General features: G+C 36.7%; 25 protein-coding genes. 14 read left to right on the forward strand and 11 right to left on the reverse strand.

Annotated features, from left to right (window positions below):
* The first annotated feature begins 154 nt into the window (after positions 1-154).
* Positions 155-313 carry a hypothetical protein gene (locus tag FH508_RS08915; protein ID WP_167395904.1) on the forward strand — a complete coding sequence of 53 codons (159 nt, stop codon included), beginning with the start codon at positions 155-157 and terminating at the stop codon, positions 311-313.
* 444 nt (positions 314-757) lie between these two features.
* Here the strand turns inward: FH508_RS08915 and FH508_RS08920 are convergent, their stop codons facing one another.
* Positions 758-1,246: a magnesium transporter gene (locus tag FH508_RS08920; RefSeq protein WP_172770983.1), complete on the reverse strand. Its 489-nt coding sequence runs from the start codon at positions 1,244-1,246 to the stop codon at positions 758-760.
* 525 nt (positions 1,247-1,771) lie between these two features.
* On the opposite strand from FH508_RS08920, the gene FH508_RS08925 reads away from it, so the two are divergent.
* Entirely contained in the window at positions 1,772-2,485 is a 714-nt protein-coding gene (locus FH508_RS08925) for an MraY family glycosyltransferase (RefSeq protein ID WP_172770984.1), read from the forward strand.
* Between the two features lie 133 nt (positions 2,486-2,618).
* Here FH508_RS08925 and FH508_RS08930 read toward each other — a convergent pair whose 3' ends face one another.
* From FH508_RS08930 to FH508_RS08940, 4 genes are all read right to left on the reverse strand, one after another.
* Positions 2,619-4,274, reverse strand: coding sequence for a b(o/a)3-type cytochrome-c oxidase subunit 1 (locus FH508_RS08930; RefSeq protein WP_172770985.1), 1,656 nt, complete (start codon positions 4,272-4,274; stop codon positions 2,619-2,621).
* On the reverse strand, positions 4,261-4,752 hold the full coding sequence (locus tag FH508_RS08935) for a cupredoxin domain-containing protein (protein WP_172770986.1): 492 nt from the start codon (positions 4,750-4,752) through the stop codon (positions 4,261-4,263). Before FH508_RS08935 ends, FH508_RS08930 begins: the two co-directional genes overlap by 14 nt.
* 69 nt (positions 4,753-4,821) lie before the next feature.
* Complete coding sequence (locus tag FH508_RS23930) at positions 4,822-4,944, reverse strand: hypothetical protein (protein ID WP_255639709.1); 123 nt, start codon at positions 4,942-4,944, stop codon at positions 4,822-4,824.
* Positions 4,945-5,188: 244 nt separating this feature from the next.
* A complete protein-coding gene (locus FH508_RS08940) occupies positions 5,189-5,656 on the reverse strand; it encodes a chemotaxis protein CheX (RefSeq protein ID WP_172770987.1) in 468 nt (155 codons plus the stop codon).
* 400 nt (positions 5,657-6,056) lie between these two features.
* Between FH508_RS08940 and FH508_RS08945 the strand changes: the two genes are divergently transcribed.
* From FH508_RS08945 to FH508_RS08970, 6 genes are all read left to right on the forward strand, one after another.
* Complete coding sequence (locus FH508_RS08945) at positions 6,057-6,371, forward strand: hypothetical protein (RefSeq protein WP_172770988.1); 315 nt, start codon at positions 6,057-6,059, stop codon at positions 6,369-6,371.
* 11 nt (positions 6,372-6,382) lie between these two features.
* Positions 6,383-6,871: a hypothetical protein gene (locus FH508_RS08950; protein ID WP_172770989.1), complete on the forward strand. Its 489-nt coding sequence runs from the start codon at positions 6,383-6,385 to the stop codon at positions 6,869-6,871.
* Between the two features lie 355 nt (positions 6,872-7,226).
* Complete coding sequence (locus FH508_RS08955; protein ID WP_172770990.1) at positions 7,227-7,841, forward strand: pyroglutamyl-peptidase I; 615 nt, start codon at positions 7,227-7,229, stop codon at positions 7,839-7,841.
* On the forward strand, positions 7,834-8,520 hold the full coding sequence (gene pxpB, locus FH508_RS08960) for a 5-oxoprolinase subunit PxpB (protein ID WP_228134509.1): 687 nt from the start codon (positions 7,834-7,836) through the stop codon (positions 8,518-8,520). The genes FH508_RS08955 and pxpB overlap by 8 nt, the downstream gene beginning before the upstream one ends.
* A gap of 3 nt (positions 8,521-8,523) precedes the next feature.
* Positions 8,524-9,381: a 5-oxoprolinase subunit C family protein gene (locus FH508_RS08965; protein WP_172770992.1), complete on the forward strand. Its 858-nt coding sequence runs from the start codon at positions 8,524-8,526 to the stop codon at positions 9,379-9,381.
* A 4-nt stretch (positions 9,382-9,385) separates the two neighbouring features.
* Positions 9,386-10,120 (forward strand): 5-oxoprolinase subunit PxpA, encoded by a 735-nt coding sequence (locus FH508_RS08970; protein ID WP_172770993.1) that lies wholly within the window; start codon positions 9,386-9,388, stop codon positions 10,118-10,120.
* A gap of 141 nt (positions 10,121-10,261) precedes the next feature.
* Here the strand turns inward: FH508_RS08970 and FH508_RS08975 are convergent, their stop codons facing one another.
* Both FH508_RS08975 and FH508_RS08980 read right to left on the reverse strand, forming a co-directional pair.
* A complete protein-coding gene (locus FH508_RS08975) occupies positions 10,262-10,582 on the reverse strand; it encodes a DUF4183 domain-containing protein (RefSeq protein WP_172770994.1) in 321 nt (106 codons plus the stop codon).
* Between the two features lie 25 nt (positions 10,583-10,607).
* Complete coding sequence (locus FH508_RS08980) at positions 10,608-11,033, reverse strand: DUF4183 domain-containing protein (RefSeq protein WP_172771911.1); 426 nt, start codon at positions 11,031-11,033, stop codon at positions 10,608-10,610.
* A 383-nt stretch (positions 11,034-11,416) separates the two neighbouring features.
* On the opposite strand from FH508_RS08980, the gene FH508_RS08985 reads away from it, so the two are divergent.
* The 4 genes from FH508_RS08985 (at position 11,417) to FH508_RS09000 (ending at position 19,036) form a co-directional block, all read left to right on the forward strand.
* Positions 11,417-15,028 (forward strand): dynamin family protein, encoded by a 3,612-nt coding sequence (locus tag FH508_RS08985; protein ID WP_172770995.1) that lies wholly within the window; start codon positions 11,417-11,419, stop codon positions 15,026-15,028.
* Between the two features lie 10 nt (positions 15,029-15,038).
* Positions 15,039-15,848 (forward strand): sulfurtransferase, encoded by an 810-nt coding sequence (locus tag FH508_RS08990; RefSeq protein WP_172770996.1) that lies wholly within the window; start codon positions 15,039-15,041, stop codon positions 15,846-15,848.
* 708 nt (positions 15,849-16,556) lie between these two features.
* A complete protein-coding gene (locus FH508_RS08995) occupies positions 16,557-17,387 on the forward strand; it encodes an MBL fold metallo-hydrolase (RefSeq protein ID WP_172770997.1) in 831 nt (276 codons plus the stop codon).
* Positions 17,388-17,833: 446 nt separating this feature from the next.
* Positions 17,834-19,036, forward strand: coding sequence for an NAD(P)-dependent malic enzyme (locus FH508_RS09000; protein WP_172770998.1), 1,203 nt, complete (start codon positions 17,834-17,836; stop codon positions 19,034-19,036).
* Positions 19,037-19,099: 63 nt separating this feature from the next.
* Here the strand turns inward: FH508_RS09000 and FH508_RS09005 are convergent, their stop codons facing one another.
* From FH508_RS09005 to gdhA, 3 genes are all read right to left on the reverse strand, one after another.
* On the reverse strand, positions 19,100-19,753 hold the full coding sequence (locus FH508_RS09005) for a Yip1 family protein (RefSeq protein WP_172770999.1): 654 nt from the start codon (positions 19,751-19,753) through the stop codon (positions 19,100-19,102).
* Positions 19,754-19,991: 238 nt separating this feature from the next.
* A complete protein-coding gene (locus FH508_RS09010) occupies positions 19,992-20,678 on the reverse strand; it encodes a phosphoribosylaminoimidazolesuccinocarboxamide synthase (protein ID WP_172771000.1) in 687 nt (228 codons plus the stop codon).
* A 231-nt stretch (positions 20,679-20,909) separates the two neighbouring features.
* Positions 20,910-22,283, reverse strand: a complete 1,374-nt coding sequence (gene gdhA, locus FH508_RS09015; protein ID WP_172771001.1) for an NADP-specific glutamate dehydrogenase — start codon at positions 22,281-22,283, stop codon at positions 20,910-20,912.
* A gap of 186 nt (positions 22,284-22,469) precedes the next feature.
* Between gdhA and FH508_RS09020 the strand changes: the two genes are divergently transcribed.
* Together FH508_RS09020 and FH508_RS09025 are read left to right on the forward strand one after the other, a co-directional pair.
* Positions 22,470-22,943 (forward strand): YaiI/YqxD family protein, encoded by a 474-nt coding sequence (locus tag FH508_RS09020; RefSeq protein ID WP_172771002.1) that lies wholly within the window; start codon positions 22,470-22,472, stop codon positions 22,941-22,943.
* Positions 22,933-24,252 carry a D-serine ammonia-lyase gene (locus FH508_RS09025; protein WP_172771003.1) on the forward strand — a complete coding sequence of 440 codons (1,320 nt, stop codon included), beginning with the start codon at positions 22,933-22,935 and terminating at the stop codon, positions 24,250-24,252. The genes FH508_RS09020 and FH508_RS09025 overlap by 11 nt, the downstream gene beginning before the upstream one ends.
* Before the next feature lie 70 nt (positions 24,253-24,322).
* Here FH508_RS09025 and FH508_RS09030 read toward each other — a convergent pair whose 3' ends face one another.
* Positions 24,323-25,480: a pyridoxal-phosphate-dependent aminotransferase family protein gene (locus FH508_RS09030; protein WP_172771004.1), complete on the reverse strand. Its 1,158-nt coding sequence runs from the start codon at positions 25,478-25,480 to the stop codon at positions 24,323-24,325.
* Positions 25,481-25,677: the final 197 nt, after the last annotated feature.

Consider the following 25,677-nt stretch of genomic DNA (forward strand, 5'->3'; position numbering starts at 1 on the left):
TCGGCGCGATTCTATAATAAGGATTAGCGCTCGTTTTCATTAGAGGGTTAGATTATTGAATAACATGCTTTTGTAAATGTAACTAGACGATTCTTTGGGAGCTTTTTTCATCTAACATTGTAGTATAGTTAAATGTAAAAGGGGGGGACAGAGGATGGATAACCAATATTTCGTAGGTTGGGGTACATTGGCATTGATAAATGCTGCACTTGCACAAGGGAAAAATAGAACAGGGTTAAATTGGTTCCTACTTTCACTTGTATTAGGTCCATTGGCAACATTAATTTTGTTATTTGTTGAAAAGAGACAGTAACACGTCATATTAGTACAGCAAGGATTTATAGGATTTATAACAAATACATAAATAAACTTCATAACGTCCCAAATACAAGGTAATCTGATTTTCAACAATTGGGCGTTGTGGAAAGAATCAGTGCTCATATGTGTTTAAGAGGGTGAGCATAATGACATGTAGCCGAGTGTCAATGAGCAGTTTATTATATACTTTTGTTTTTTAGAAGCGGCGTGAAGTCATTTGATTTCTAAGAAATAACACTCTTTAAGGTAACTGGCAAAGCAACTGACGCTTAGATGCTTGATCTGTTAACCTGCTTAAAAGGTAAATTAACTAAAGTATTAAGAAATTTTTAAAAGAGCTTCGCTTGCCCTTAAACTAAAGGATAGCGTAGCTCTTTCTAAGATTGCCTAACAAGTAGAAAAGCTACAATTGGGAAACGTTACTTCCACAACAACAATATTATCTTTCTAATACTATACAATATTGTTGTTTATAGTTTGCATTGTTCCAATTGTACATTTGTAACAGATGATTGAGAGATAATTCGTTATGATTAAACCTACTATACGGTATATTTAGTTCATTATTATCATGACCGATCCATACTCGCCATAGTTCTATTATCTGTCCTTCTCTAATATTGGCTTTTAAGTAATCCAATAATTGCTTTACTCTTAATTCTGAATAGCTAAAATTTACTTCATATATAAATGGATATCCAGTATATTCACTTACATTATAGTAACAGTCTTTATTAATGACTAACTCATTTAAATCCTCTTTATTTTCAACAAATAATACTTGGGTATTCGGATCCATCTTCTCCCAAGGTACCAATTCATGCGGTTTTATTTCTAATTCAATAGCTTCTTTGACCGTAATATACTTTGCTTTGGATTCTATTTCAGGCATTTCAAAATTTGTTGCTATAAATGAACAAGAGCTCATTTAAATACCTCCAAAACTTTATATTTTATAACATTAATTTACTTTTTGATTAAGTATAACATTTCCAACTCGTCGTTTGGTAACATCTTTTTACTTACCATTGTAAACTGATACCACCTTTGTGTAACAATCCTGCTTACAACGCTAATGGGCATATTCACGAAATAAATGTGCTGAAATGGTTATTTTCTGTTTCACTATTTATACCAAAGCAGTACACATTTGTTTCATTCTTATTCCACAATCGTGCCATTTTATTGCATAATATTTTTTAAGGTATGTTACCAAACGACGGTTTGTGGACTTTAATATGTAACATTATCCCATAAAATTCGTTCTTAATTTAAATGAGAGCTTTTTTCCAATTTTGGAAATGGGGGAATTCTTTGAATAGGTGATACATCCTTTTAATGTTTATTAATGAAATGCAAATTACTATAGTATTAGCTCCTGTTTTTTAAAAATAATGTATAATTTGGAATTAGAGGATTTAAATCTGAAAAAATTATTTTAGGAGGGGGAAATTTGTTATATTTCGCTTTATTTATAGGTGTTGTTTTAATTGTAATTACGAATAAGCTTACTCATGCTTTTAAATTATCAAGCACTTTAGGGTTACTTGGTCAAATCAGTGCGTCACTTGTAATCTTAATATTTGGACACCTCGAGGTTAGTCATATTATTCTAGGTAAACATTTTGAATTAGGATATTTGGCGGTTCCATTTACTTTAATACTTCTTATAGGTTTTACAAATGTCATAAATATAGAAGAAGTTCAGTGTCCTTCCATATTGCTGTTGCCATTCGTTTCTTTCGTTTTTTTCTCGATAGCAGCTTTCTTCATAGGTCATTCATTTGTTTTAATCACGGGGATTTGTTCCAGTTTAACGCTTATGTTTATTCTGCTATACGGCTATTTTACTGGTAAAGTATTTGTGGGGAGAACACTTACTACGTCCATAGGCTTCATAATAGCTGTGCTTTCAATATCTCTCATTGAAACATCTATTGTAACGATTTATATTCCGTTATTTACTTTAGCACTACCATTCACTTTATATTATTTAATTCAAGATAACATTACGAAAGTACAATCAATTACAGTTAGTTTTTTAACAGCTATTTTATTTGGTTTATTAATGTATATAGTTCCTTTTAATACAATATGGTATTTCATTGTTGGTTTAACGAGTATTTTGGTAATCACGCAATTTTCACGTAAATATCGCTTTATTTAGAAACGAAACTTCTTATTCCGCTAACATAGCTTTAGTGAAACAAATATTTATAAAGATAAATCTAAAAAAACGTTCCAAAAAACAAGCGATTTCTCTACATTGAGAAATCGCTTGTTGCTTTGCAAATAATCATTTACCACAGCTTAAAGCCTTTTGAGCCAGCTGGTGAGTTCGAGATAATATCAAAGATTGGAATTGTGTATGCAAAAATGATTAATGCGACTAAAATAACGAGCCATACTTTAAAGTTTTCAAGAATTGGTGGTGTTGGGCCACTGCTTTCATGGATTGGCCCAATAGGGAATTCCTCTTCGCCTTTCGGAGCAAACCAAGCTAGTTTAATGACAACATACGTAATAACTAAAATCGCAATGAATAAAATAGTACCGCCAACAGCTTGAGCAATTTGATATGGAATCCAATCATACGCTTGTTGTGCACCGCCATATTCTGAATAGTCAGAGCGACGGGGAGCACCAAGTAATCCTGCAATATGCATTGCTCCCGACATAATAGTCATACCGACGCCCCATAAAACACCAGAAGCAATACCAAGCGAGTTTAACGACTTCGTCAGTGTACGACCTGTTAAATGAGGAATTAACCAGAACGCTGCACCGAAGTATGTTAAGACAACTGCACTAGCAAATGTTAAATGGAAGTGTCCAGGTACCCAAATCGTATTATGAATAAGTTGGTTCATTTGATAAGATGCATTGACAATACCACCTGCACCACCAGGGATAAATGCTAGCATACCGATAAACGGAACTAAGAAGCGTGCATCTTTCCATGGTAATTTTTTAAACCAGCCAAAAATACCTTTCCCACCAAGTTCACGACCACGTAGTTCAAACGTGGCAAATAGGGAGAATGCAGTCATCAAAGAAGGGACAACCACTGCCATTGTTAACACAACTTGAATGAATTTCCATGTTGTATCAATACCTGGTTCTGTTAATTGGTGATGTAAACCAACTGGTACAGAGAAGATTAAAAATAGCATGAAAGATAAGCGAGCTAATGAGTCAGAGAAAACTTTCCCGCCAATGACTTTTGGAATAACAACATACCATACCATATAGGCAGGTAATAACCAGAAATAAACGAGTGCGTGACCAAAATACCAGAATAATGTTCGAGAAAGTAACACATCAACACGTTCAATGAGACCAAGAGACCAAGGTAACAGTTGGAATAAAACAGAAACTGCTACACCTAAAGAGGCCACAAACCAAAGTAAATTATTGACTACTACCATAAAAGATAATAGGGGAGACGTTTGGCCTTTATGTTCTTTACGCCACTGAACGTAACGTAAAATTTGTCCTGCCGCACCAATCCAAGAGCCGACTACTACGAGCGTTAAGCCAAGATAGAAAATCCAATGTGCTTGCAATGGGGCATAGAATGTATAAAGGACAGTTGCCTTATTTAATAGCACCATCACTGCAGCGGCAGCTGTACCGATTGTCATTAACCAAAAACCAATCCAGCCAAGTAATCGCTGTTTATCTGAAAGTGTGCCAGATGTACGACTAACCCCAGCGATTTGGAAACCGAAAATAAAGAATGTTGTTAAAATAAGACCGAGTAATACGCCGTGAACAGTTAACACTTGATAATAGCCAATACCAGCAGGCAATGTGAATTGTCCTGACCGTACAAAAACTTGTAATAAACCAGCTAGACCACCTAATAATAATGCGATAAAAGCCACATAAATATGGGCAAGTGCTAGTTTCGCATCACGACGATCCACCTTTGTCAAATTATTATTTAGACTCATTTGGATCCACCACCTTTAGCATAGAATGCATAAGCGTATGTCCTGTACCGCAGTATTCATTACATACAATTAAAAATTCTCCAGCTTGATTGATTTCTGCTACGTATTCAGATATATAGCCAGGTTCAAGCATCATGTTAATATTTGTACCTGCGATTTCAAATCCGTGAATAACATCTTCACTTGTCGCAATAAATTTTACCTTTGAACCAAGAGGTACTTCAATTTCGGGTGGATTGTAAAAGAAAGCAGATGCTAAAATGACTACTTCGTAATCCCAATCCTTACCTTCTACCTTGTGTACTCCTGGATTCGTAAATGGCGCGATTTCCTTCACTTTTTCATAATCTATGGTTTTCTTATTACTGTTTGGATGAGAGCCTTGATGAAACGCCCCAATCCCAAGAATAATAAGAAATGCAACTAAAGTAGCAACTCCAAATACAAGCCAATATTTCTCGTATTTATGTATATGCATCTCTCTGTCGTCCTTCCTCTGTCGTATTACTTACATCTTGTTGACGGAATGATTCTTTTTACTGCAAAATTAAAAGCGTTCAATGAATAAATTGAAGCAATAAATCCAAATTAAAATAATGATAAAGCCAATACCAAATACTCCATAAAGTGAACCTTTTAGATTATCTTCTGACTTTTTTTTGTTAGCCATTTTTTACTCCCTCCTATGCTTTCATAGTGGCTTTCTTAAAGTCATGATATTAAAATTCCATTCATTTTGATGTGAAAAAAATCACACAACCGAGTGGATTGTGTGAAAAAAATGTGAAATATTAGTTGAAATACAAAAGGAGCTGACTCAAATAAGAGCCAACTCCTTTTTATGCAGATAACGATTTCGTATTCATAAATACTAGCTATAATTGCATAGAATGTATAGTTTGAAAGAATTAAGATTACGCTCTTATTACTTCTTCCTCAATCGTTAGTAATACTGTTAGTGCACCAACGTCTGGAATCGTAACGGGTAGTACAAATGCTTTTTCAAAACCATATAATTTTGTGTTTCCTACCATTACAGTTGGCGGTGTAATATCTATATCTAGGCTTTCTTGTCCTACTGCCGTACATAGATTACCTGCTATCATGTTTCCGAACTCGCCAGTAAAAGACTCTAGCATTTCGCCTTCAAGTGGCATGCCGAACATAGAGCTGCCGATACCACTAAATATGTCAGGGGAAGAATCTATGATTACACGTCCCTTTACATCTCCAATAAGGCCTATTAATACACCCATTTGCTGTTGTTGAAAGGGCTCTGAAATAATACTTGGTGTTTTCACTTGAATATCCATAGGGAGAATCGTTTTCAATGCATGGATTGTCCCGTTTAAAATAGTTTGAAAGTACTTCGAATTACTCATCATTACCGCATCCTTTTTCCGACTTTTCTACATCTTACCATGTTAAAAGGGTAAGATGAAAGTATGTCTTGACGAAATAGGGCGAAATTTATATTATATTAATGAGAATGATTTTCAAAATCAGTTAATTCACGCTACGGCATTCGTTGCTTTAGCCTAATTTTAATAAGAAAAGGAGCGGTCAGCAATGACATTCGTATTGATCGGAGCAACAGTTGCTATTTATATTGGAGTGGGGAAATACGTCATGAAACAGGCGACTGCACATTTAAAATAATAGCGCGCTTTCGTTAGTGCTCTTGTTTTCAACATTTTTTACTATAAATGAATATATACCTAAAGAGTATGACCTGCGTCATACTCTTTAATTTACGTAAAAATTTCAGGAGTGGAGTTATTTATGGATTCATTATGTAATTGTAAAGAACTTGTGCAAATAAAAGTGGAAGCAGATTTTGGTTCTGATCCGTTATGGTGTAAGGTTTGTGGCTTTAACTTGGATATGGATAAAATAGAAATTTCTCCTTCTTTAAAGATACAGCTAAGATCATGGATAAATGATTATGGTGTTTGGGTAAAATGGGATTCTGATAGCTTAATTGTTGGAGGTGAAAATTTAGAAAAACAACATAATGAAGTAGGGCTTAAATTAACAGAAAAAGTGATAAATGAGTTGCAATATATTAATATTGTATTTCAACCTTCTACTATGTAATTGTTCATTTTATGGTTTTTACTCTTTTATTTGCTACTATTGGGACAACTATAAGTTATGCTAATGATGAAGAAGTTTTTGATGAAGATGATTACATAGTTGATTACCATGAGGGTGTTGAAGGTTTTGATTGGGCGATATTTCTGGATGATTCGGATGATAATGAAGGTTCTGACAATGATTCGGTAGAATCTCAAATTCAAGCAAGGGCTCTTCCTTTTGTACCTATTGTTATTGGGGTCGTAATAAGATTAGTTGCCAAATGGGTAGGAAAACAGGCTGTAAAGAAAGTATCTAAGCATGCAGCAGAAAGAACTGCTCAAAGAGGTATTACTGAGAGGCATTTTGCATCCGCAATGACGTATGGAACAAAATATGTAGATAAAAATACGGGAGCGATAATTCTTTATCATTCACCAACTCAAACTACTTTAGTACTTGATAAAGCTGGAGATGTAGTAGTGACTTCTTATAAGCAACAAGTTCCTAAAGAAGCTTGAATAAACAAAAATTGGTGAACTATCATTAATTACTTTAATCTATAGAATTCTTTTGTCTAAAATCTGAGAGTATGACTTGTGTCATACTCTTTTATTTATGGAATTTTACAATTTGCGGCTTCAATTTGGATATGAATAATATGAGCAATTGATAGTTTTATGGATAAGAGAAAATTAAGAAAAATAACTTTATTCTTAGCAATCAAAGTTTTTGTTGCCGTTATTTGTTAAAATTGAAAAGAAAAATACCTCTTCAACAAAAGTAATTCATTCAGCAGTATCCGCTGAGTTAATAAAACAAAATATAAATGGATGGGCAATTAAGCACCGTCCTATAGAAATTTAGGTGAAGAACATGACAAAAATATTATTAACAGGATTTGTTCCATTTTTAGACTTTAAAATAAATCCAACGATGCAAATTGTAGAAACTTTACATGGCACTATAATGGATGGCTATGAAATTGTAGGACGTACACTATCCGTAGATTTTCAGCAATCCGCTCAGCAGTTGAAACAATATATTGCGGATATAAAGCCTGAAATCATTATTTCTTTGGGATTAGCTGGAGGGCGTTTTAAAATAACACCAGAGCGCATTGCGATTAATGTAAAAGATGGCGAGCCAGATAATAATGGCTATGCACCTGTTGATGAAAGTATTGTGGCTGGTGGCCAAGATGCCTATCTAACAAATTTGCCTATTCGCAGTATAGTAGACCGATTAAATAAAGAAGGCTATCCAGCAGAAATTTCAAATACTGCAGGTACGTATCTATGCAATAATATCATGTACGAAGGGCTCGTTTATGCTAAGCAACATAACGGAATTCGTGCTGGCTTTATTCATATTCCTGCGTCTTTTGAATTGGCGATTCAGCATGGCAAAATACCTGGGTGGAATATGCAAGATCTACTAGCGAGCATTAAGCTTTGTATCGAGGAAACCATTTGTGAAACAAATGATTGAGTTTCCTCATACGATGTGGATTAGTCGACACACAATCCGTTTTGCTTTTAATGAAGTAATATCACAAGAAAATTTTCGTATTGTGCAAAAGTTTAATAGTTTTTTGAAAAAAATGCTGCGTTCAAACCTTATTGAAAGTGTTGCAAGCTATCATACTATTACAGCGTATGTTAAGGACAAAATAGATTTAATTTTTTTACAAGAACAATGGCTTTTCATGCAAATCACCTCTCAAGTTGATGAAGGAACAAATCGTCAGCTACAAATTCCAGTTTGTTATGATGAGGAATTCGCTTTAGATATGTACCGTGTGATGGATTATACAGGTTTATCATTTGAGGACATAAAAAAAATGCACATGTCTAAATCATATAGTGTGTATTTAATCGGCTTTTTACCTGGGTTTCCTTACTTAGGTGAGTTAGATAGCAAATTATTTGTACCTCGATTAAAAAAGCCACGGAATTTCGTGTCTGCAAGTTCTGTAGGAATCGGAGGGTTACAAACAGGGATTTATCCTCTCGATTCACCTGGTGGATGGAATATTATCGGTAAGACGCCATTTAATTTATTTGATATTCATAGGAAAGACATTTTTATCTTTTCTCTTGGTGATCAAGTACAATTTTATGAAATTACCAAACTGGAGTTTTTAGAAATAAAAAGTAAAGGAGTGTAGCAAATGAAGCCACTTCTTATGGTTAAAAAACAAGGTGTTTATGGGAGTCTGCAAGATCAAGGGAGATACGGCTACCGTGCGTATGGTATTCCTTTATCTGGGCCTATGGACAAAATATCATTTCGAGTTGCTCATAATATATTAAATAATGAGAAAGACCAGACGTCATTTGAAATGTTTATAGGTGGTTTTGAATTTCAAGCTTTAAATGAGGGAACTTATGTATTGACTGGCGCAAGTTGTCATTGTTTATTAAATGGTAGCCCTATTGAAATGTGGAAAACCTTTCAATTAACAAAGGGAGATATCTTATCAATAAAAAGTGTCAACCATGGCTCAATTGTATATTTAACGCCTAAAGGTGGATTTCAAACAGAGCCCATTCTTGGGAGTAAATCGTGCTTGCCAATTGTAGAAAATGCGCTAAATGTTGGCTCTGTATTATATGGACAGCCTATAGAGCCACTACCTTATACAAGAGGGCTCTATGGTCCTTATCGCCCGATATTTCAAACGGCGCTAACAGTAAGGATATTTAAAGGCCCGCATTTTGACTTATTTACCGAAGAGAGCAAGCAACATTTTTTAAATAGTCCGTATCAATTTACTGGCGGAAATCGGATGGGCTATTATTTAAAAGGCAGTGCCTTACAGATGAAAAGCAGGAAAGATATCCTATCTGAAGCGACCCAATATGGGACAATACAAGTGCCTCAAAGTGGTGAGCCTATTGTTTTAATGGCAGATGCCCAAACGGTTGGCGGCTATCCAATCATTGCAACAATTCATGAAGATGATTTACATAAAGTTGCCCAAATGCGCATGTTTAACACAATAAGATTTGCATTAATGGAGGAATAGAGATATGCCAATTGATATTAATTGTGATATGGGGGAAAGTGTTGATGCTTTCACACTAGACAATGATGAAAAAATTTTAGACTATGTGACGTCAATCAATATTGCCTGTGGCTATCATGCAGGGAATCATACAATTATGCATAACACTGTACGAAATGCCATCCGAAAAAACGTGCTTATTGGAGCTCATCCAGGATATCCTGATCTTCAAGGATTTGGCCGACGGAATATGGATTTTAGTGCAGAGGAAATATATAATATGATTGTTTATCAAGTAGGAGCATTACAAGCATTTGTTTCAGTGGAAAAAGGAACACTTCATCATGTAAAGCCACATGGCGCACTGTATAATCAAAGTGCTAATAATAGAGAAAAAGCAACAGCAGTTGTCAATGCCGTATATGATTTAAATCCAGCATATATTTTATATTGTTTAGCGGGTAGTGAAATGGTGACTATTGCAAAGGAAAAGGGTTTAACCGTATACGAGGAAGTTTTTTCAGATCGCAATTACAATGAAGACGGTACGTTAGTAAGTCGAGAAGAAGCCAATGCATTAATTCAAACAGAGGAAGAGATGCTTGTTCATGTCAAAAATATTTTGACTTCGAATGAAGTGATGTCAGTGCAACAAAAGAAAATTAAGATTTCGGCGCAAACAATATGTATACATGGAGATGGACCACATGCACTAGCCTATGCCAAAAAAATTTATGAATTAAGAAAACAAATAGGTTAAGTGAATAGCTAGTATGGATGCTCTAAAATAGGCATTAAATTAATTTAGAGCATCCATACAGATAACATAGCTAATAGTTATATCGCATACTTAATTGTTGTAGTTAATAGCAAAATAAGCAGACTGAAATTCTACGATTGATTAAATAATAGTCGATAATTCAACAGCTTCAATAATTATTGGAGTTCCAGCAGCAATAGAAGCTGTTACTATGTTAAATGTTAGTTCTGTTGAGGAAATTGAATAGGCGTCACCTTCCTGCAGCACACCATTGATATATAAATTATAGTACCCATTAATGATGATTGGGAAAGCAGTTGCTGCAGTGCCGCTGTCAGTTAAAAAAGTTGTTGCAGCAAGTGTTGTGCCATCTGTAATTGCGAGCGGGGTAGCTAAAATATTGAAAAACCTTGTGGATGTGCTAGAAACATTGACATTGATATTAATAATGGAAAGCGCCATGTACGTTCACCTCCTTTCAAAAGTTTTAGTTCACTTCAGTAAAAAAACCAATAGATTCGATAATAATTGGCGTCCCTCTATAAATGGTTGCGTTATCAGCATTTAAGCTTAGGGAAGTCGAAGTTACAGAATAAATCCCACCTTCTTGCATGACGGCATTAATAAAGAGGTTTACATAGCCATTTGGTTGTACTATGGAAAATTCCGTTACTGTTGCTCCATTGTCATCTGAAAAAAGATTAGCGGCAAGTGTGACCCCGTTCGTCAAATGAATATCTGATGTCACTATATAAAAATATCTATTCACTTTAGGTATAATTCTTTCATCGGAAACAATGATGGGAGGAGGTGCAATAACAGGGACATTAAGAGCTGTTATACGTGGCCATATAAATCTATCTTCACAGTCACATAAATGAATAATGTGACGACAATCTTTTTCCTTTACCATATATATAATCACTCCTTTAATTTATTTGTGCCCCTTACTCCTATCTACTTTAAAACTTTTCTTATTTTGTGCTTTGAAATATTAAAGGGAGTTAACAATTATGTTGGAATTATTATTTCAGCTTTTCATAGTTCACTATCCTTCTAAAATATGAAAAAAATTACGAGAAACTTAGTTATGCATCCACGGTAAGGGGAAATACAGTCGTTTTTTTAGAAGATCGTTGCAATATCATTTTGGATAAACATGACTTTGTTGACGAATATTACGTCTGAAACCTTGATATATATGCTTTTCAAAGTAAATTAGTGTTATACTTTGCATATCTAATAAGGTAGAATACTAATTGTGAATAATTAAAAGGGTAAAGGGGTTTACGTTTTATGAAAGAATTTGAACAACAACTGGAAGGGCTTTTAAAGCAAGCTTCGTTACAATACATAATATATCAGCATAACGGTGATACAGAGCGCATGGATAAGACATCACTCTTTGCACGTAAATTACAGCAAAAAGAATATGTCATTGGCTTTGCTGGCCATTTCTCTGCTGGAAAATCAAGTATGATTAATGCGCTATCTGGGGAGAATTTACTTGCTTCCAGTCCTATTCCGACAAGTGCGAATATCGTAAAGGTTCATAAATCTGAAGAGGATTTTGCCATTGTCTATATGCACGATGAAAAGCCAGTTAAGTTTGAAGCAGGGTATGATTTTAAAACCGTAAAAGAGCTTAGTAAAAATGGGGATCTTGTATCGCAAATTGAAATTGGTCATAGTGCGTCTACATTGCCAATGGGCGTAACAGTAATGGATACACCAGGAGTAGACTCAACAGATGATGCACACCGTATGTCTACAGAATCAGCGCTCCATATTGCAGATATTGTATTCTATACAATGGACTATAATCATGTTCAATCAGAGTTAAACTTTCAATTTACAAAACAACTAATGAAATACAATCCGAATGTTTATTTAATCGTAAATATGATTGATAAGCATAAGGAAAATGAATTAAGCTTTGAAGAATTTAAAGCAACTGTTCACAATTCATTTGCTGCTTGGGGTGTTGTGCCTAAAGGAGTATTTTTCACATCACTACGCGAGCCAGAACATCCAAATAATGATTTTGAAGCTGTGAAAAAAATTGTGATGGATAGTATGAACGACTGGCAAGACCAGCTTATTCATACAGCGACAAATACGTTACGTTTACTACAAAGTGAGCATGACAATTATTTAATGGAAGAAAAGCAAGATCGTTTAGATATCGATGAGGATATATTAAGTGCAGATGATTGGGCACACCATCAAGATATTTTAGAGCAATATAATAAATTAAATCGTCAAGTGGAATTATTCTCAGTAGAAGCTTGGAATGAAACTTTCGAGGAAGAGCGCAAAGAACTACTTGCAAATGCGGCAATTATGCCAGCAGATGTGCGTGATAAATTACGTCTTTATTTAGAAAGTAAACAAGAAGGTTTCAAAGTAGGTGGTTTATTTTCAGCAAAGAAAAAAACCGAGGAAGAGCGCAATCGCCGTAAAGAGGATGCTTACAGTGCCTATCAAACAGTTGTCCATGCACAAATTACGGGTCACTTAAAAGGGCTAATGAAAAAGGCATTAAAAGAAGTCGGTGCTTTAAGTGAAGAGCGTGCACAAGCAGTGGATGCCTATGTGTTTGAACTACCATTTACATTGATTGAACAGCAAGTGCAAGTCGGTGCAATATTAACAGGAGATGCAGTACTCAATTTTGCTAACCGTATTGCCGAGGCAACAAAGCGATATTTTATTCAAGAAACAGATGTGTGGAAGGATGCACAAGCAACAACGTTACAAACTGTTGCAACTGAAACCGCTGCACCATCTAAGTTGAAAATGGCGGGTATGCAAGCGAAGGTAGATGCCATTCAAGCTGTCTTAGAAATCGAGGGCTACCAGCAATATAGTGCAAGTGTAATGCACCAAGCAAGTAATGAAATTCGCAAAGAAGCGAATTATCAGCTGGAAGTTTGGGATAAATCGTTTGAGCAAGACTTAGCTGAAATTCGAATATTTGATGCATCGATGTTAAAGCCGAAGGAAGAGATTGTACAGCAAGAGGAAGCACAGCAGTCGGTAAGTGCAGCGAGCTTGCCAATCGATGGTGTAATTAAGCGTGCATTGCATACAGCAAATGCAGTAAAAGAGGTACAAGGCTTTGCTGAAGTAGCGAGTTATTTAGAAAACAAAGTCGAGCGATTACAGAAAAAAGATTTTACAATTGCGTTATTCGGTGCGTTTAGTGCTGGGAAATCTTCATTCTCTAATGCACTAATGGGTGCAAACGTGCTCCCTGTATCACCGAATCCAACAACAGCAGCAATCAATAAAATTCGACCAGTGACTCCTGAGCATCCGCATGAAACAGCAGATGTTCAGTTGAAAAATGCTGAACAAATGCTTGAAGATATTCAAGGTTCTTATGCGGCAATTGGTTTAACTGTTAGTTCATTAGAAGAAGCATTTAACCGAGCAGATGAAGGGCTTGCGGTGCAACTTACAGATGAGCGATTAAATGTCCATAAATCGTTTATCCGTGCATTTAAAGAAGGCTATCCAACATTTAAATCAGAACTTGGTCAAGTGCTGCGTGTAGAGCGGGCAGAATTTGAAAAATTTGTAGCTCAAGAAAATAAATCTTGTTTCGTAGATAATATTGACTTCTATTACGATAGCCCGTTAACACGGATGGGTGTAACGCTCGTGGATACGCCAGGAGCCGATTCAATCAATGCACGTCACACTGGGGTTGCTTTTGAATATATTCGGAATGCAGATGCCATTTTATTTATTACGTACTATAATCATGCGTTCGCGAAAGCAGACCGTGAGTTCTTAATTCAATTAGGTCGTGTCAAAGATGCGTTTGAACTTGATAAAATGTTCTTTATCGTCAATGCGATCGATTTAGCGACGACAGAAGAAGAGCAAGAAGATGTTAAAGGCTATGTTCGTTCAGAATTGCAACGCTTTGGCATTCGCTTCCCTCGTCTATATGGAGTATCAAGCTTGATGGCTTTAAAAGAAAAAGTAGAGGGCGGTTCATTTGCATCGGGTATGCCTCCATTTGAAGATGCTTTCCATACATTTTTAAATGATGAATTAAGTGCATTAGCGGTGCAAGCACTTGCAGAGGAAGTTGATAAAACAGAGCAACGTTTAGGGGATTTAATTGCACAAACAGAGGAAAACTTAAAACGTAAAGATGAACGATTGGCAGAGCTGACAACGCTTGAACAGCATATTAAATCTAAGTTTAATGCGTTAAATACAAGCATGATGGAAAGCGAGACAAAGCAGGAATTAGATGAGTTATTGTATTATGTCTTACAGCGTGTCTATTATCGTTATCCTGAATTCTTTAAGGAAGGCTATAACCCTTCAACATTTGCCGCGATGCCTGCACAGCAAGCGTTAGAACATGCGTTGAAAGAAGTGTTACAAAGCTTACGTTTTGACTTTACACAGGAAATGCGCGTTACTAATTTCCGCTTATCGCAATTTATAAGTAAAAAAATGCAGTTACGCTTTAAAGATGAAGTACGTGAGTTAAAAGAAATGAACCGTAGCTTCTCGTTTTTATCATTTGAATCAACAGAACCGGATTTATTAGCTTTTGAAGGTCCTTTTGCTGATATTTCTAAATATGTAAGTGTGAAATCTCATTTCCGCAATCAAAAAGCATTCTTTGAGAAAAATGAAAAAATGAAGCTAAGTGAAGCATTAGAAACATTAACAAAACCAGATGCACAAAACTATTTAGATGGACAAAAAGTATCTCTAATGACATGGGCAATTGCCTTTATCGGTGAGGAAGCAGAAAGATTACGTCTGCATATTTACCATCAGGCATTAGAGCAAATTGCTACTGAACGACTTGCATTACAAGAAGAAAGTCGATTAGCTTCGTGGAAATCAATTTACGCACAACTACAATACGCATGAGGTGATTCATATGGGAAAAGTATTCAAAACAGTTGAGGAAATTCAAGTTGACAATGTCCGTTTTGTAGATGCTCGCTTTGATTTACAGAACAAAGAATTTGGTAAACTAGCATTTGAAGCAGGTCATGCTCCTGGCGCTGTATATCTAGATTTAGAGCAGGATTTATCAGATATGACAAGTGAAAATGGTCGTCATCCGATGCCGAGTAAGGAAAAGCTAAGGTCAGTGTTTCAAGAATTAGGTCTCCGCTATGAAGAGCATATTGTTGTTTATGATCAAGGGGCATCACCGTTTGCGCCGCGTGCTTGGTGGATGTTAACATATGCAGGTTTCCCGAATGTTGTCATTGTCAATGGGGGAGCACCTGCGCTTGAAAACAAAGTGACATTTACAAAAGATGTTGTCAAATATGCACCAACGACAATCGACTTTGATTGGCAAGATCATCTTTATGCTCCGCGTGAAGCAGTGAAAGCTATTGTAGATGGAGAACAGTCAGCAACGCTATTAGATGCACGCGCAGCTGCTCGCTACCGTGGTGAGGTTGAGCCACTAGACCAAGTAGCGGGACATATTCCAACAGCTAAAAACTTTGACTGGGAGCAATTAAAGGTAGAAAATACTCTTCAAGCTAATGATGCGCTACGGGCAAAGGTTGCACATGATGAACATATTGTTGTGTATTGCGGCAGTGGTGTCACAGCTTCACCGCTTTATGCAGTGCTTGCAGATGAAGGCTATGAAAATATTCAGCTCTATACAGGTAGCTTCAGTGACTGGATTACAGCGTATGATGTAGAAACAGGAACAAACGAATAAATAAAAAAACGCTCACTTTGGTGGGCGTTTCAGCTTGTCGACAAAAGGAATTAAGAATAGAAATCTTAATTCCTTTTGTTATTTTTATTGTAAAAAGGGGTTCTTACTTTCGCCTTGCCAGACTCTTCCTGCATCCCCTCTCTATGAAGCTGTTTGCCATGTCCAAGTAGCAATTATAGTAGACTGCTAGCAACATATATAAAGTTGATTGGAGAGAAGTGCGGACCACTCCTGCGGGAACAGCACAAAACGTAAGACACGGGCATTCCGCGCGTTAGCGAGGGTTACGGCTTACGTGTGTGCTCACGGAAAGCATCCGACCTTAGCAGAAATCAACCCCAAAACCAGTAGTTATTGAGAGGAGCTGTTATCATTACCTAACCAGTTGATTGGAGCGGAGGGCGGACGACTCCTGCGGGAACAGCACATAACGTAAGACGCAGCAAACCGCGCGTTAGCGAGGGTTGCGGCTTACGATGTGCCCGCGGAAAGCGCCCGCCCGTAGCGGAAATCAACGGCAGTTCGAAAAACTTCGAGTTTGTCTACAGTCTGAAACGCTCACTTTGGTGGGCGTTTTTTTATTTATTGTTTATTATTTATTCAAAAAGAATTGCTATTTCCATTAAATAAATGGAAACGTACGCCAGAAAATGACTCGCTATTCATTTTGTGCTACACTTTTTTTACAAAGGGTAAGGGGGAGAAAGCATGTTTAAACTAGAGAAAAGTATTGAAATTGAACAAAATAATGACGTGCGATGTGCGCATGGAAAGGTAGCAGTTCAAGGTATTGGTATGAGTGTGTATAGCTTTTATGTGGATGGTTTATTAATCGATACAGGTTCTAACTCACTTGCCGAGGAGTTTCAATCTTTTTTTCGAGAGCTACCGATTGAACAAGTTGCCTTAACACATTCCCATGAGGACCATTCGGGCAATGCTGCATGGATACAGCAGCATATGGGTGTTCCTATTTATGTTCATCATGCGTCAATTGGGGATTGTGCAGAAGATGGAAATTATCAGTTGTATCGTCAGGCGCTATGGGGACAACGCCCAGCTTTTATGGCCCAGCCGTTTAACGAGACACTTGAAACAACATCGGCTACATGGGATATTATTGCTACGCCAGGACATACAACAGATCATTTGTCTTTTTACAACCGTGCAACGGGTGCGATGTTCACAGGGGATTTATACATTCAAACGAAAACAAAGGTTGTACTTGATGAGGAAAACGTTGTACATACTTTGGCATCGTTAAAAAAACTACTACATTATGATTTTGAAAAGGTTTATTGCTGCCATGCAGGTTATCTAGCAGATGGACGTGCTAAAATTATTGAAAAAATTTCTTATTTAGAGGAGCTGGAGGGCGAGGTTCGGAAGCTTTATGATCGTGGCTATTCTGTAGATGATATAACGAAGGCAATCTTTCGTAGAGATTACCCGATTACAAAGGTATCGGGAGAACAATGGTCATCCAAACATATTATTACGGCATTTACGAATCAATTTGTACAAGAGTCCTTACGCTAAGGACTCTTTTTTTATTTTTTAGGATGAAGATAGGTAAAGTTCTGCTTTACACTTGGAAGGAAACGCTTGTACGTAAAATGTTGTTAAAATAATAATAAAAATGTTTGTGAAAAAATGTGGAGAAAATGTGGCAAAGATAGATATGACAATGGATGCGCTTACATTAGTTTGTGAAATTCTTCTCATTTACTGTAGAAAAATACTATGTGAAAAGTTGAACAGGCTTAGCGCTGATATAAGTGCATTTTGATAAAGAGAAAAAGGGTTGTTTATTATATTGAAATAATAGATTGTGAAATTAATAACAAAAAGAAAAAATGTATTTAACGACGTAAAATATTGATTTATCAAAGAAAATATTGCTTTTTGAGTTATTTTTGTTGACTGTCATTTCACAAAGTATTATGATTCTGACATACAATAAAAACGAAAAAGGGGCGGATAAAATGGATATTATGAAAAAGGCATTAGAGATGCATGCACATTATAGTGGAAAACTAGAGGTGATTTCAAAAGTTCCTGTACAAGATTCTTATGATCTGAGCCTTGCATATTCACCAGGGGTAGCTGCACCATGTATTGAAATTGAAAAAAATCCTTCTCTTGTCTACGACTATACAATGAAGGGCAATATGGTTGCGATTGTTTCGGACGGTACTGCAGTATTAGGATTAGGGGATATTGGACCGAAGGCGGCACTACCAGTTATGGAAGGAAAGGCGATTTTATTAAAGCGTTTTGCCAATGTTGATGCTTTTCCAATTTGTTTAGATACAAAAAGCACGGATGAAATCGTCAGCATTGTGAAGGCGCTTGCGCCAACATTTGGTGCTGTTAATTTAGAAGATATTTCAGCACCGCGTTGCTTCGAAATTGAAGATCGTCTACGTCAAGAATGTGATATTCCTGTGTTTCATGATGATCAACATGGCACTGCCATCGTTGTAGGAGCGGGCATGATAAATGCAAATCGTATCGTAAAAAAAGATGTAGCAACAATGAAAGTGGTCATTAATGGTGCGGGTGCAGCAGGTATTGCTATTTTACGTATCCTTGTGCAAATGGGCTATAAAAATATTTATATGTGCGATACAAAAGGAATTATTTATGAAGGTCGCGTGGAAGGTATGAACCCGATTAAAGAGGCCGTTGCACATTTAACAAATCCAGAAAAAATTCATGGTACGTTGGAAGATGCTCTTGTAGGTGCAGATGTCTTTATCGGCGTGTCCGTTGCGAATTTATTAACAGAAGCACATATTGCATCTATGAATGAAAATCCAGTTGTTTTTGCATTAGCCAACCCGAATCCTGAAATTACGTATGAAAACGCTAAAAAGTGGGGCGTTCGTATTATGGGTACTGGACGTTCAGATTACCCAAATCAAATTAATAATGTTTTAGCTTTCCCAGGAATTTTCCGCGGAGCATTAGATGTACGTGCTACAGATATTAATGAGGATATGAAATTAGCGGCAGTTGAAGCTATTGCTTCTCTTGTTAGCGATGAAGAATTAACAGAAGAATATATTGTGCCTAAATCTTTAGATGAGCGTGTTGTTGAAATTGTTTCACGTGCTGTTAGTGGGGCAGCTGTTGCATCTGGTGTATCCGAGTTATTCCAGCAACAGACGGTACTTTCCGTTTAATCTGTAGAAAGTCGGTTTTAAACTAAAAAATCTCCCCTCTCATTTGAGAGCGGGAGATTTTTATTACATCATGCTAATACCGATAAGGCCAATAAAGAGAACAGCAACCAATACAAAGACAAGGACTCCTCCGATGATAGAAGGAATAAAGATTGTAAAGAATGCTTTCCAATTTGAAATTTGATGCGCCTCGGCAACAACAGCTACTGTAGTCACAAAGGACCAAATGATAACAACAGCAGTCACTAACATTGCTGGCCAAAAAATCCAAGGAGTAGCCCCAATAAAGTTAGTATCCATTAATGATTCTTGTGAGGTAAATAGCCAAATTAAATAAAAAGGAATAGCTAAAATAAATGGTACAGCAGTTAAGCTCAGTGCTTTAAATAAGTCAGAATACGTTGCAGTACCTTTAAACAATTTACCAAATAGCCAAAAAATAAGGCTAGAGAATGCTGTACCGGCAATTCCTGAAATTGGTGCTAAAATGATACAAAATAGCACGATAATCCATGGGGACACATCTAGTAAAAAATTACTATCTATAAGGCCTGAAAGCAAAGAACCAATATAACCGATGGACATAACAAGGATAGCATAACCGATAGATTTTGCATCAATCATATAGCGAGCTGTTTGCTTTGGATGCATCCAAGTAGACAGAAACGGATTAACTTTAGGCCTTTCTTGTTGCGTTGTTTCATTATAGTTTTCCATTAAACTACCTCCTAAGATGATAAGTTTGTTTCTACTCAATATACGAGTGAAAAGATGAAAGGTTTCAAAAAATATCCTGGGATTAAATTTTTTGCCCAACGTATTCGAGCATAAATGAAAGGAAACCTTATAGCTACAGGGAATTATCGGTAATTTATAATAGAGAGGATTTTACAAAAAAGAATATTGAAAACAAAACCCTTCTAAGTAAACGTATTACTTAGAAGGGTAGCAGTTATTAGTCAGCTAACATAATTTTTTCAAGCTCTAATGGCTCAATATATTGTTCGCCTTTGTATGCACGCATATTACCGCCAGAAATTTCATCAATTAATAATATTTCATTTGTTTTTGCATCACGACCAAACTCTAACTTAATATCGTAAAGCGTTAAGCCTTTTTTGGCTAGCTCTGCACCAACGAATTTAGAAATTTCAATTGTGCGTTGTTTTAATATTGCATATTCTTCATGTGTTAACAGGTTTAACATAGCTAAAGCATCTTCAGAAATTGGAGGATCAAGACGATCATCATCTTTAATTGTTACTTCAACGAAAGAATCTAAAGGTTGTCCTTCTTGTACATAAGCGCCATAACGACGTAGGAAAGAGCCAACAGCTTTGAAGCGGCAAATAACTTCTAACCCTTTACCGAAAACGGTTGCGGGCTTGACTGTCATCGTTGCATCTTCGAAGTTTGCATCTACGTAGTGAGTAGGGACACCTTGTTCATTTAGTTTTGAGTAGAAATAAGAAGTTAAGCGAAGACCCGCTAGGCCAGCACCATCAATTGTTAAACCTACAGTATTTGCGCCAGGATCAAATACGCCATTTTCTCCAGTTACATCATCTTTAAATTTTAATAAGTAATGACCATCTTCTAACTTGAATACATTTTTCGTTTTACCTGTATACAATAATTCCACAAAAAACCCTCCAATATTTCATAGTACTCTAACATTATAACACGAATAATTATAATGTTTAATATAAAAAACGTTCGTTATAAACTTATTTATGCTTGTTTTTTACCCATTTTATACTAAAAAACAAGGTGATAACGAATAATCGTTATCACCTTATGTGGAATTAAGAAAATTTAAAATATTAATAAAGGATTCTAGTTACTAGATGGTTGAATAATCGAATAAATTGTATTAATAGATACCTTCAGCAAGCATTCCATCAGCTACTTTTATAAAGCCAGCGATGTTTGCACCAACTACTAGGTTTCCTGGATAGCCGTATTTGTCAGCAGCAGCTTTACTATCTGCATAAATATTTTTCATAATTTGGTGTAGCTTCGCATCTACTTCTTCAAATGTCCAGAATACGCGACTTGAATCTTGTGCCATTTCTAGTGCAGATACTGCAACACCACCAGCATTTGCTGCTTTTGCAGGTCCAAATAATACACCAGCGTTTAAAAATTCGTTAATGGCTTCAAGATCAGATGGCATGTTGGCACCTTCACCAATTGCTTTTACACCATTTGAAATTAATGTACGAGCAGCGTCGCCGTTAATTTCGTTTTGCGTTGCGCATGGTAGAGCAATATCACATGGAATAGACCAAATTCCTGTACAACCTTCTGTAAATGTAGCATTTGGACGGTAGTCAACGTAAGTTGATATACGGTCACCTTTTACTTCTTTAATTTCTTTAATGACATCCAGATCCAATCCTTCAGCATCATAAATGTAGCCTGAAGAATCAGAGCAAGCTACAACTTTTGCCCCGTATGCTTGTGCTTTTTCAATTGCATAAGTTGATACATTCCCTGAACCAGAAACAACAACAGTTTTATCTTCAAATGAATCATTTACTTCTTTTAACATTTCTTCTACGAAGTACACTGTACCATAACCAGTTGCTTCTTTACGAGCTAATGAACCACCGTAACCAGGTGTTTTACCTGTTAATACGCCAGATTCATTTGCTTTTGTAATACGCTTGTATTGACCCCATAAATAACCTACTTCACGAGCACCAACACCGATATCGCCAGCAGGAACATCGACATCTGGACCAATATGACGGTATAATTCAGTCATGAATGCTTGGCAGAAACGCATGATTTCAGAATCAGATTTACCTTTTGGATTAAAGTTTGATCCACCTTTACCACCACCGATTGGTTGACCAGTTAATGCGTTTTTAAAAATCTGCTCAAAGCCTAAAAACTTAATAATGGATTCATTTACTGAAGGGTGGAAGCGAAGCCCGCCTTTATAAGGTCCCATGACATTGCTGTACTGTACACGATAACCACGGTTTACTTGCACTTGGTTGTTATCATCTTGCCATGCTACACGGAATGAAATGATGCGATCTGGCTCTACGATACGAGAAAGAATATTTGCCTTAATATATTCAGGGTGTTGTGCAAATACAGGCACTAATGAAATGAAAATCTCTTCAGCTGCTTGTAAAAACTCCGCTTGATGACTGTTTTGGTTTTTCAGTTGCTCGAACACGCCGTCAACGTATTCTTTTGCTAATTGATCGTTGCTTACAGTTGTTGTTGTCATATTGAAAACCTCCAATTAATTGATAGGTGTATCGTATATCTATTTTTCACACTATTCAATAAAATACTTTTTCCAAGTCAAATAAGTTTGTGAAAAAATGAGCAATCGAGGTCTTGAGAATGTTATATTAAAATAATATAGAGGTGCTTGATTCATCTAATTATGAGAAAGGAATGATGCTTTATTGTGAAGGTATTAATTGATGCTGATGCCTGTCCAGTCGTGGATTTAGCGCTATCTATATCATCTGAGTTTGAGATTGAAACTATCTTGTTTTGCGATACATCACACCGTATTGAACGTGAAAATGTAATAACAATTATTGTGCCGAAGGGACCAGATTCGGTTGATTTCACGCTAGTGAATGCGCTTTCAAAACACGATATTGTGATTACACAGGATTACGGTTTAGCAGCTATGGTTTTGGCAAGAGGTGGGTATCCGATTGATCAAAACGGTAGGGAAATGTCTAGTGAAAACATCGAACGTCTGCTCGATATGCGTCATGTTGGACAGAAGATTAGACGGGCAGGAGGACGAACCAAGGGACCTAAAAAAAGAACGAAAGAAAACAATATACTGTTTGAAATGAAATTTCGACAAATTTGTGAACGAGCAATTTTGGCACAAAAAATGGAGGGCTCTACAGATGGAAAATAAACTAAAAAACGAATTATTTCACCTATTTCCAAAACTTGAAAAGATTAAAAATCGAGACACTGTATTTTGGGAAAATACAAAATGGTCGAAAAATGCAAGTACAACTCTCTTTTCCATAGAAGAGGTTGAGGATGCGGAAGAAACGCTAACACGCTTTTCTTCCTATTTAAATATTGCTTTTCCAGAACTAGTAGAAAGCAAAGGACTGATTGAGTCCTCTATTCAAGAGATAGATGGAATGAAGGTAGCACTTGAAAAAGAGTTTCAACTATTAATTCCAGGTCAATTATTTTTAAAATGTGATCATGCGTTACCTATTTCGGGTTCAATCAAGGCGCGAGGGGGTATTTATGAAGTATTAAAGCATGCCGAGCGATTGGCAATTGCTCATGGTAAGGTGAAAGTAGACGATGATTACGCAATGTTTGCTACAGAAGAACTACGAACATTCTTTCAGCAATACACAATTGCGGTAGGCTCAACAGGCAATTTAGGGCTTAGTATCGGCATAATGGGCAAAAAACTAGGATTCAATGTCGTTGTACATATGTCGAGTGACGCAAAAGAGTGGAAGAAAGCATTATTAAGAGAAAAAGGGGCAACAGTCATTGAATACGAGGCGGATTATAGTGTTGCTGTAGAGCAGGGAAGACAGGAAGCTTCACAAAATCCAATGTGTCATTTTATTGATGATGAGAATTCTAAAGATTTATTTGCTGGCTATGCAGTAGCAGCAATGCGCTTAAAAAATCAATTAAAAAAGGCAAATATTCAAGTGGATGAGGCACATCCATTGTTTGTTTATTTACCATGTGGTGTTGGCGGTGGACCTGGTGGAGTTGCATATGGTTTGCGCGAAATGTTTGGGGAGCATGTTCATATTTTCTTTGCTGAACCAACTGCTTCACCGTGTATGACAATCGGACTTATGACAGGTTTACACGATGAAATCAGTGTAGAGGATATCGGTTTAGACAATAGAACGGAAGCGGATGGACTAGCCGTTGGACGTGCATCCAAATTTGTTGGCAAAGTGATGGAAACATATATTAGCGGCTGTTATACAGTAAAAGACGAAGAATTGTTTACGTCACTCAGTTTAGCCATGGACTGTGAAGGATTATTTTTAGAACCGTCTGCACATGCGGGGATGTTTGGACCAATTCAACTAGTGAAGAATGGGCGAAGTTATTTGGAAAATCAAGGTTTAGTGGACGAAATGGAACAAGCAACACATCTTGTATGGGCAACAGGAGGCAGCATGGTTCCTCAGGAAATGCGCGAGGAATATATGAAAAAAATTCGTTAAATTGCGTATACAAAAAAATAGACTGCTAGATATGTTTTATCGTCAAGCAGTCTATTGCTGTTAAAGTAGGTTAGCTTCGTTGTGCCGCTAAAAACACTTTATGCGCTGCGCTAACACCCGCACCAGGCTCAAAGTCATAAGAAAAGTCTTGTAGTGCCGCCTCCATTAATGAAACGGCTTGCAAAACATCGCTTGGGAAGCAGTAGCCCATATGGCCAAATCTGAAAATTTCACCTTGTAAATGACCTAATCCGCCCGCAAAGTCTAGATGATATCGTTGTTTAAGATGTGTCAGAAATTCACCTACTGCAATACCTTTTGGTGCCATAATGGCTGTTATTGTAGGAGAAGCGTAGTCATCATCTGTCAAAAGCTCAATATGAAGTGCTTTCATCGCGCTGCGCACCATATTTTTCATCAGTTCATGACGGGCAACGGTTTGGGCAAAACCACCTTCTTGCTCAATAAGTTTACACACTTCATGTAGCCCATAAATTAATGTAATGGTAGGGGTATTTGGTGTCATCCCTTTCTCTGCCCAATCGCGGTAGCTTAATAAATTCAAGTAATAAGAGGGCGCTTTATTTTCTTCAATGACCTTCCACGCTCGCTCGCTTACACTCATAAGTGAAAGTCCAGGAGGAAGCATCATAGCCTTTTGTGAGCCAGTTACGAGAATATCAATGCCCCATGCATCCATTTCAGCAGGAGCTCCACCAATACAGCTTACCCCATCCACAATGACTAACGCATCACTTTCTTCACGAACAACCTGTGCTAATTCTGCAATTGGATTTAAAATACCTGTGGAAGTTTCATTGTACGTAACAAAAACAGCTTTAATATTTTGCAAAGGCTGTAAAAAATTACGTAACTCTTCAGCAGTGCATGCTTGTCCCCATTGTTTCGCAAGCTTATGTACGTTAAAGCCATATTTTTCACAAATCGAAACGAAATAATCCCCAAAAGCGCCTACCGTAATGACAACGACATCCTCACCTGCACAAACGGTATTGACAGCTGCTGCTTCTAATGCTGCTGTACCACCAGATGGAAGCAATAAAATGTCCTGCTTAGTACCGAAAATAGGTTTCACGAGCTCAGTTGTTTCCCGATATAGCTCGACAAATTCATTGCTTCGATGGCTGAAGATATCTCGGTTCATCGCATGCTGCACTTTTTTTGGAATAGGTGTCGGCCCTGGATGTCTTAAAATATTTTCATACATAATCAAAAATCCCCTTTTCTTTAAAAGTTAGAATGTCTAAATTTTCTAACTATAATATAGCATATCCATCATAATTTCTGACTTCTTTTTTTAAAAATATTGGAAAGATGAGGGGAAATCATCTAACACTGAATTGCATTAAATAGGAACAGAAGAACGTACTGAAGCACAAAAAAATCCTCTTTCAGTTTTTAAAC

Origin of the sequence: Lysinibacillus sp. CD3-6, from assembly GCF_006351725.2 — a bacterium.
In the GTDB taxonomy this organism is placed as follows: Bacteria; Bacillota; Bacilli; order Bacillales_A; family Planococcaceae; genus Lysinibacillus.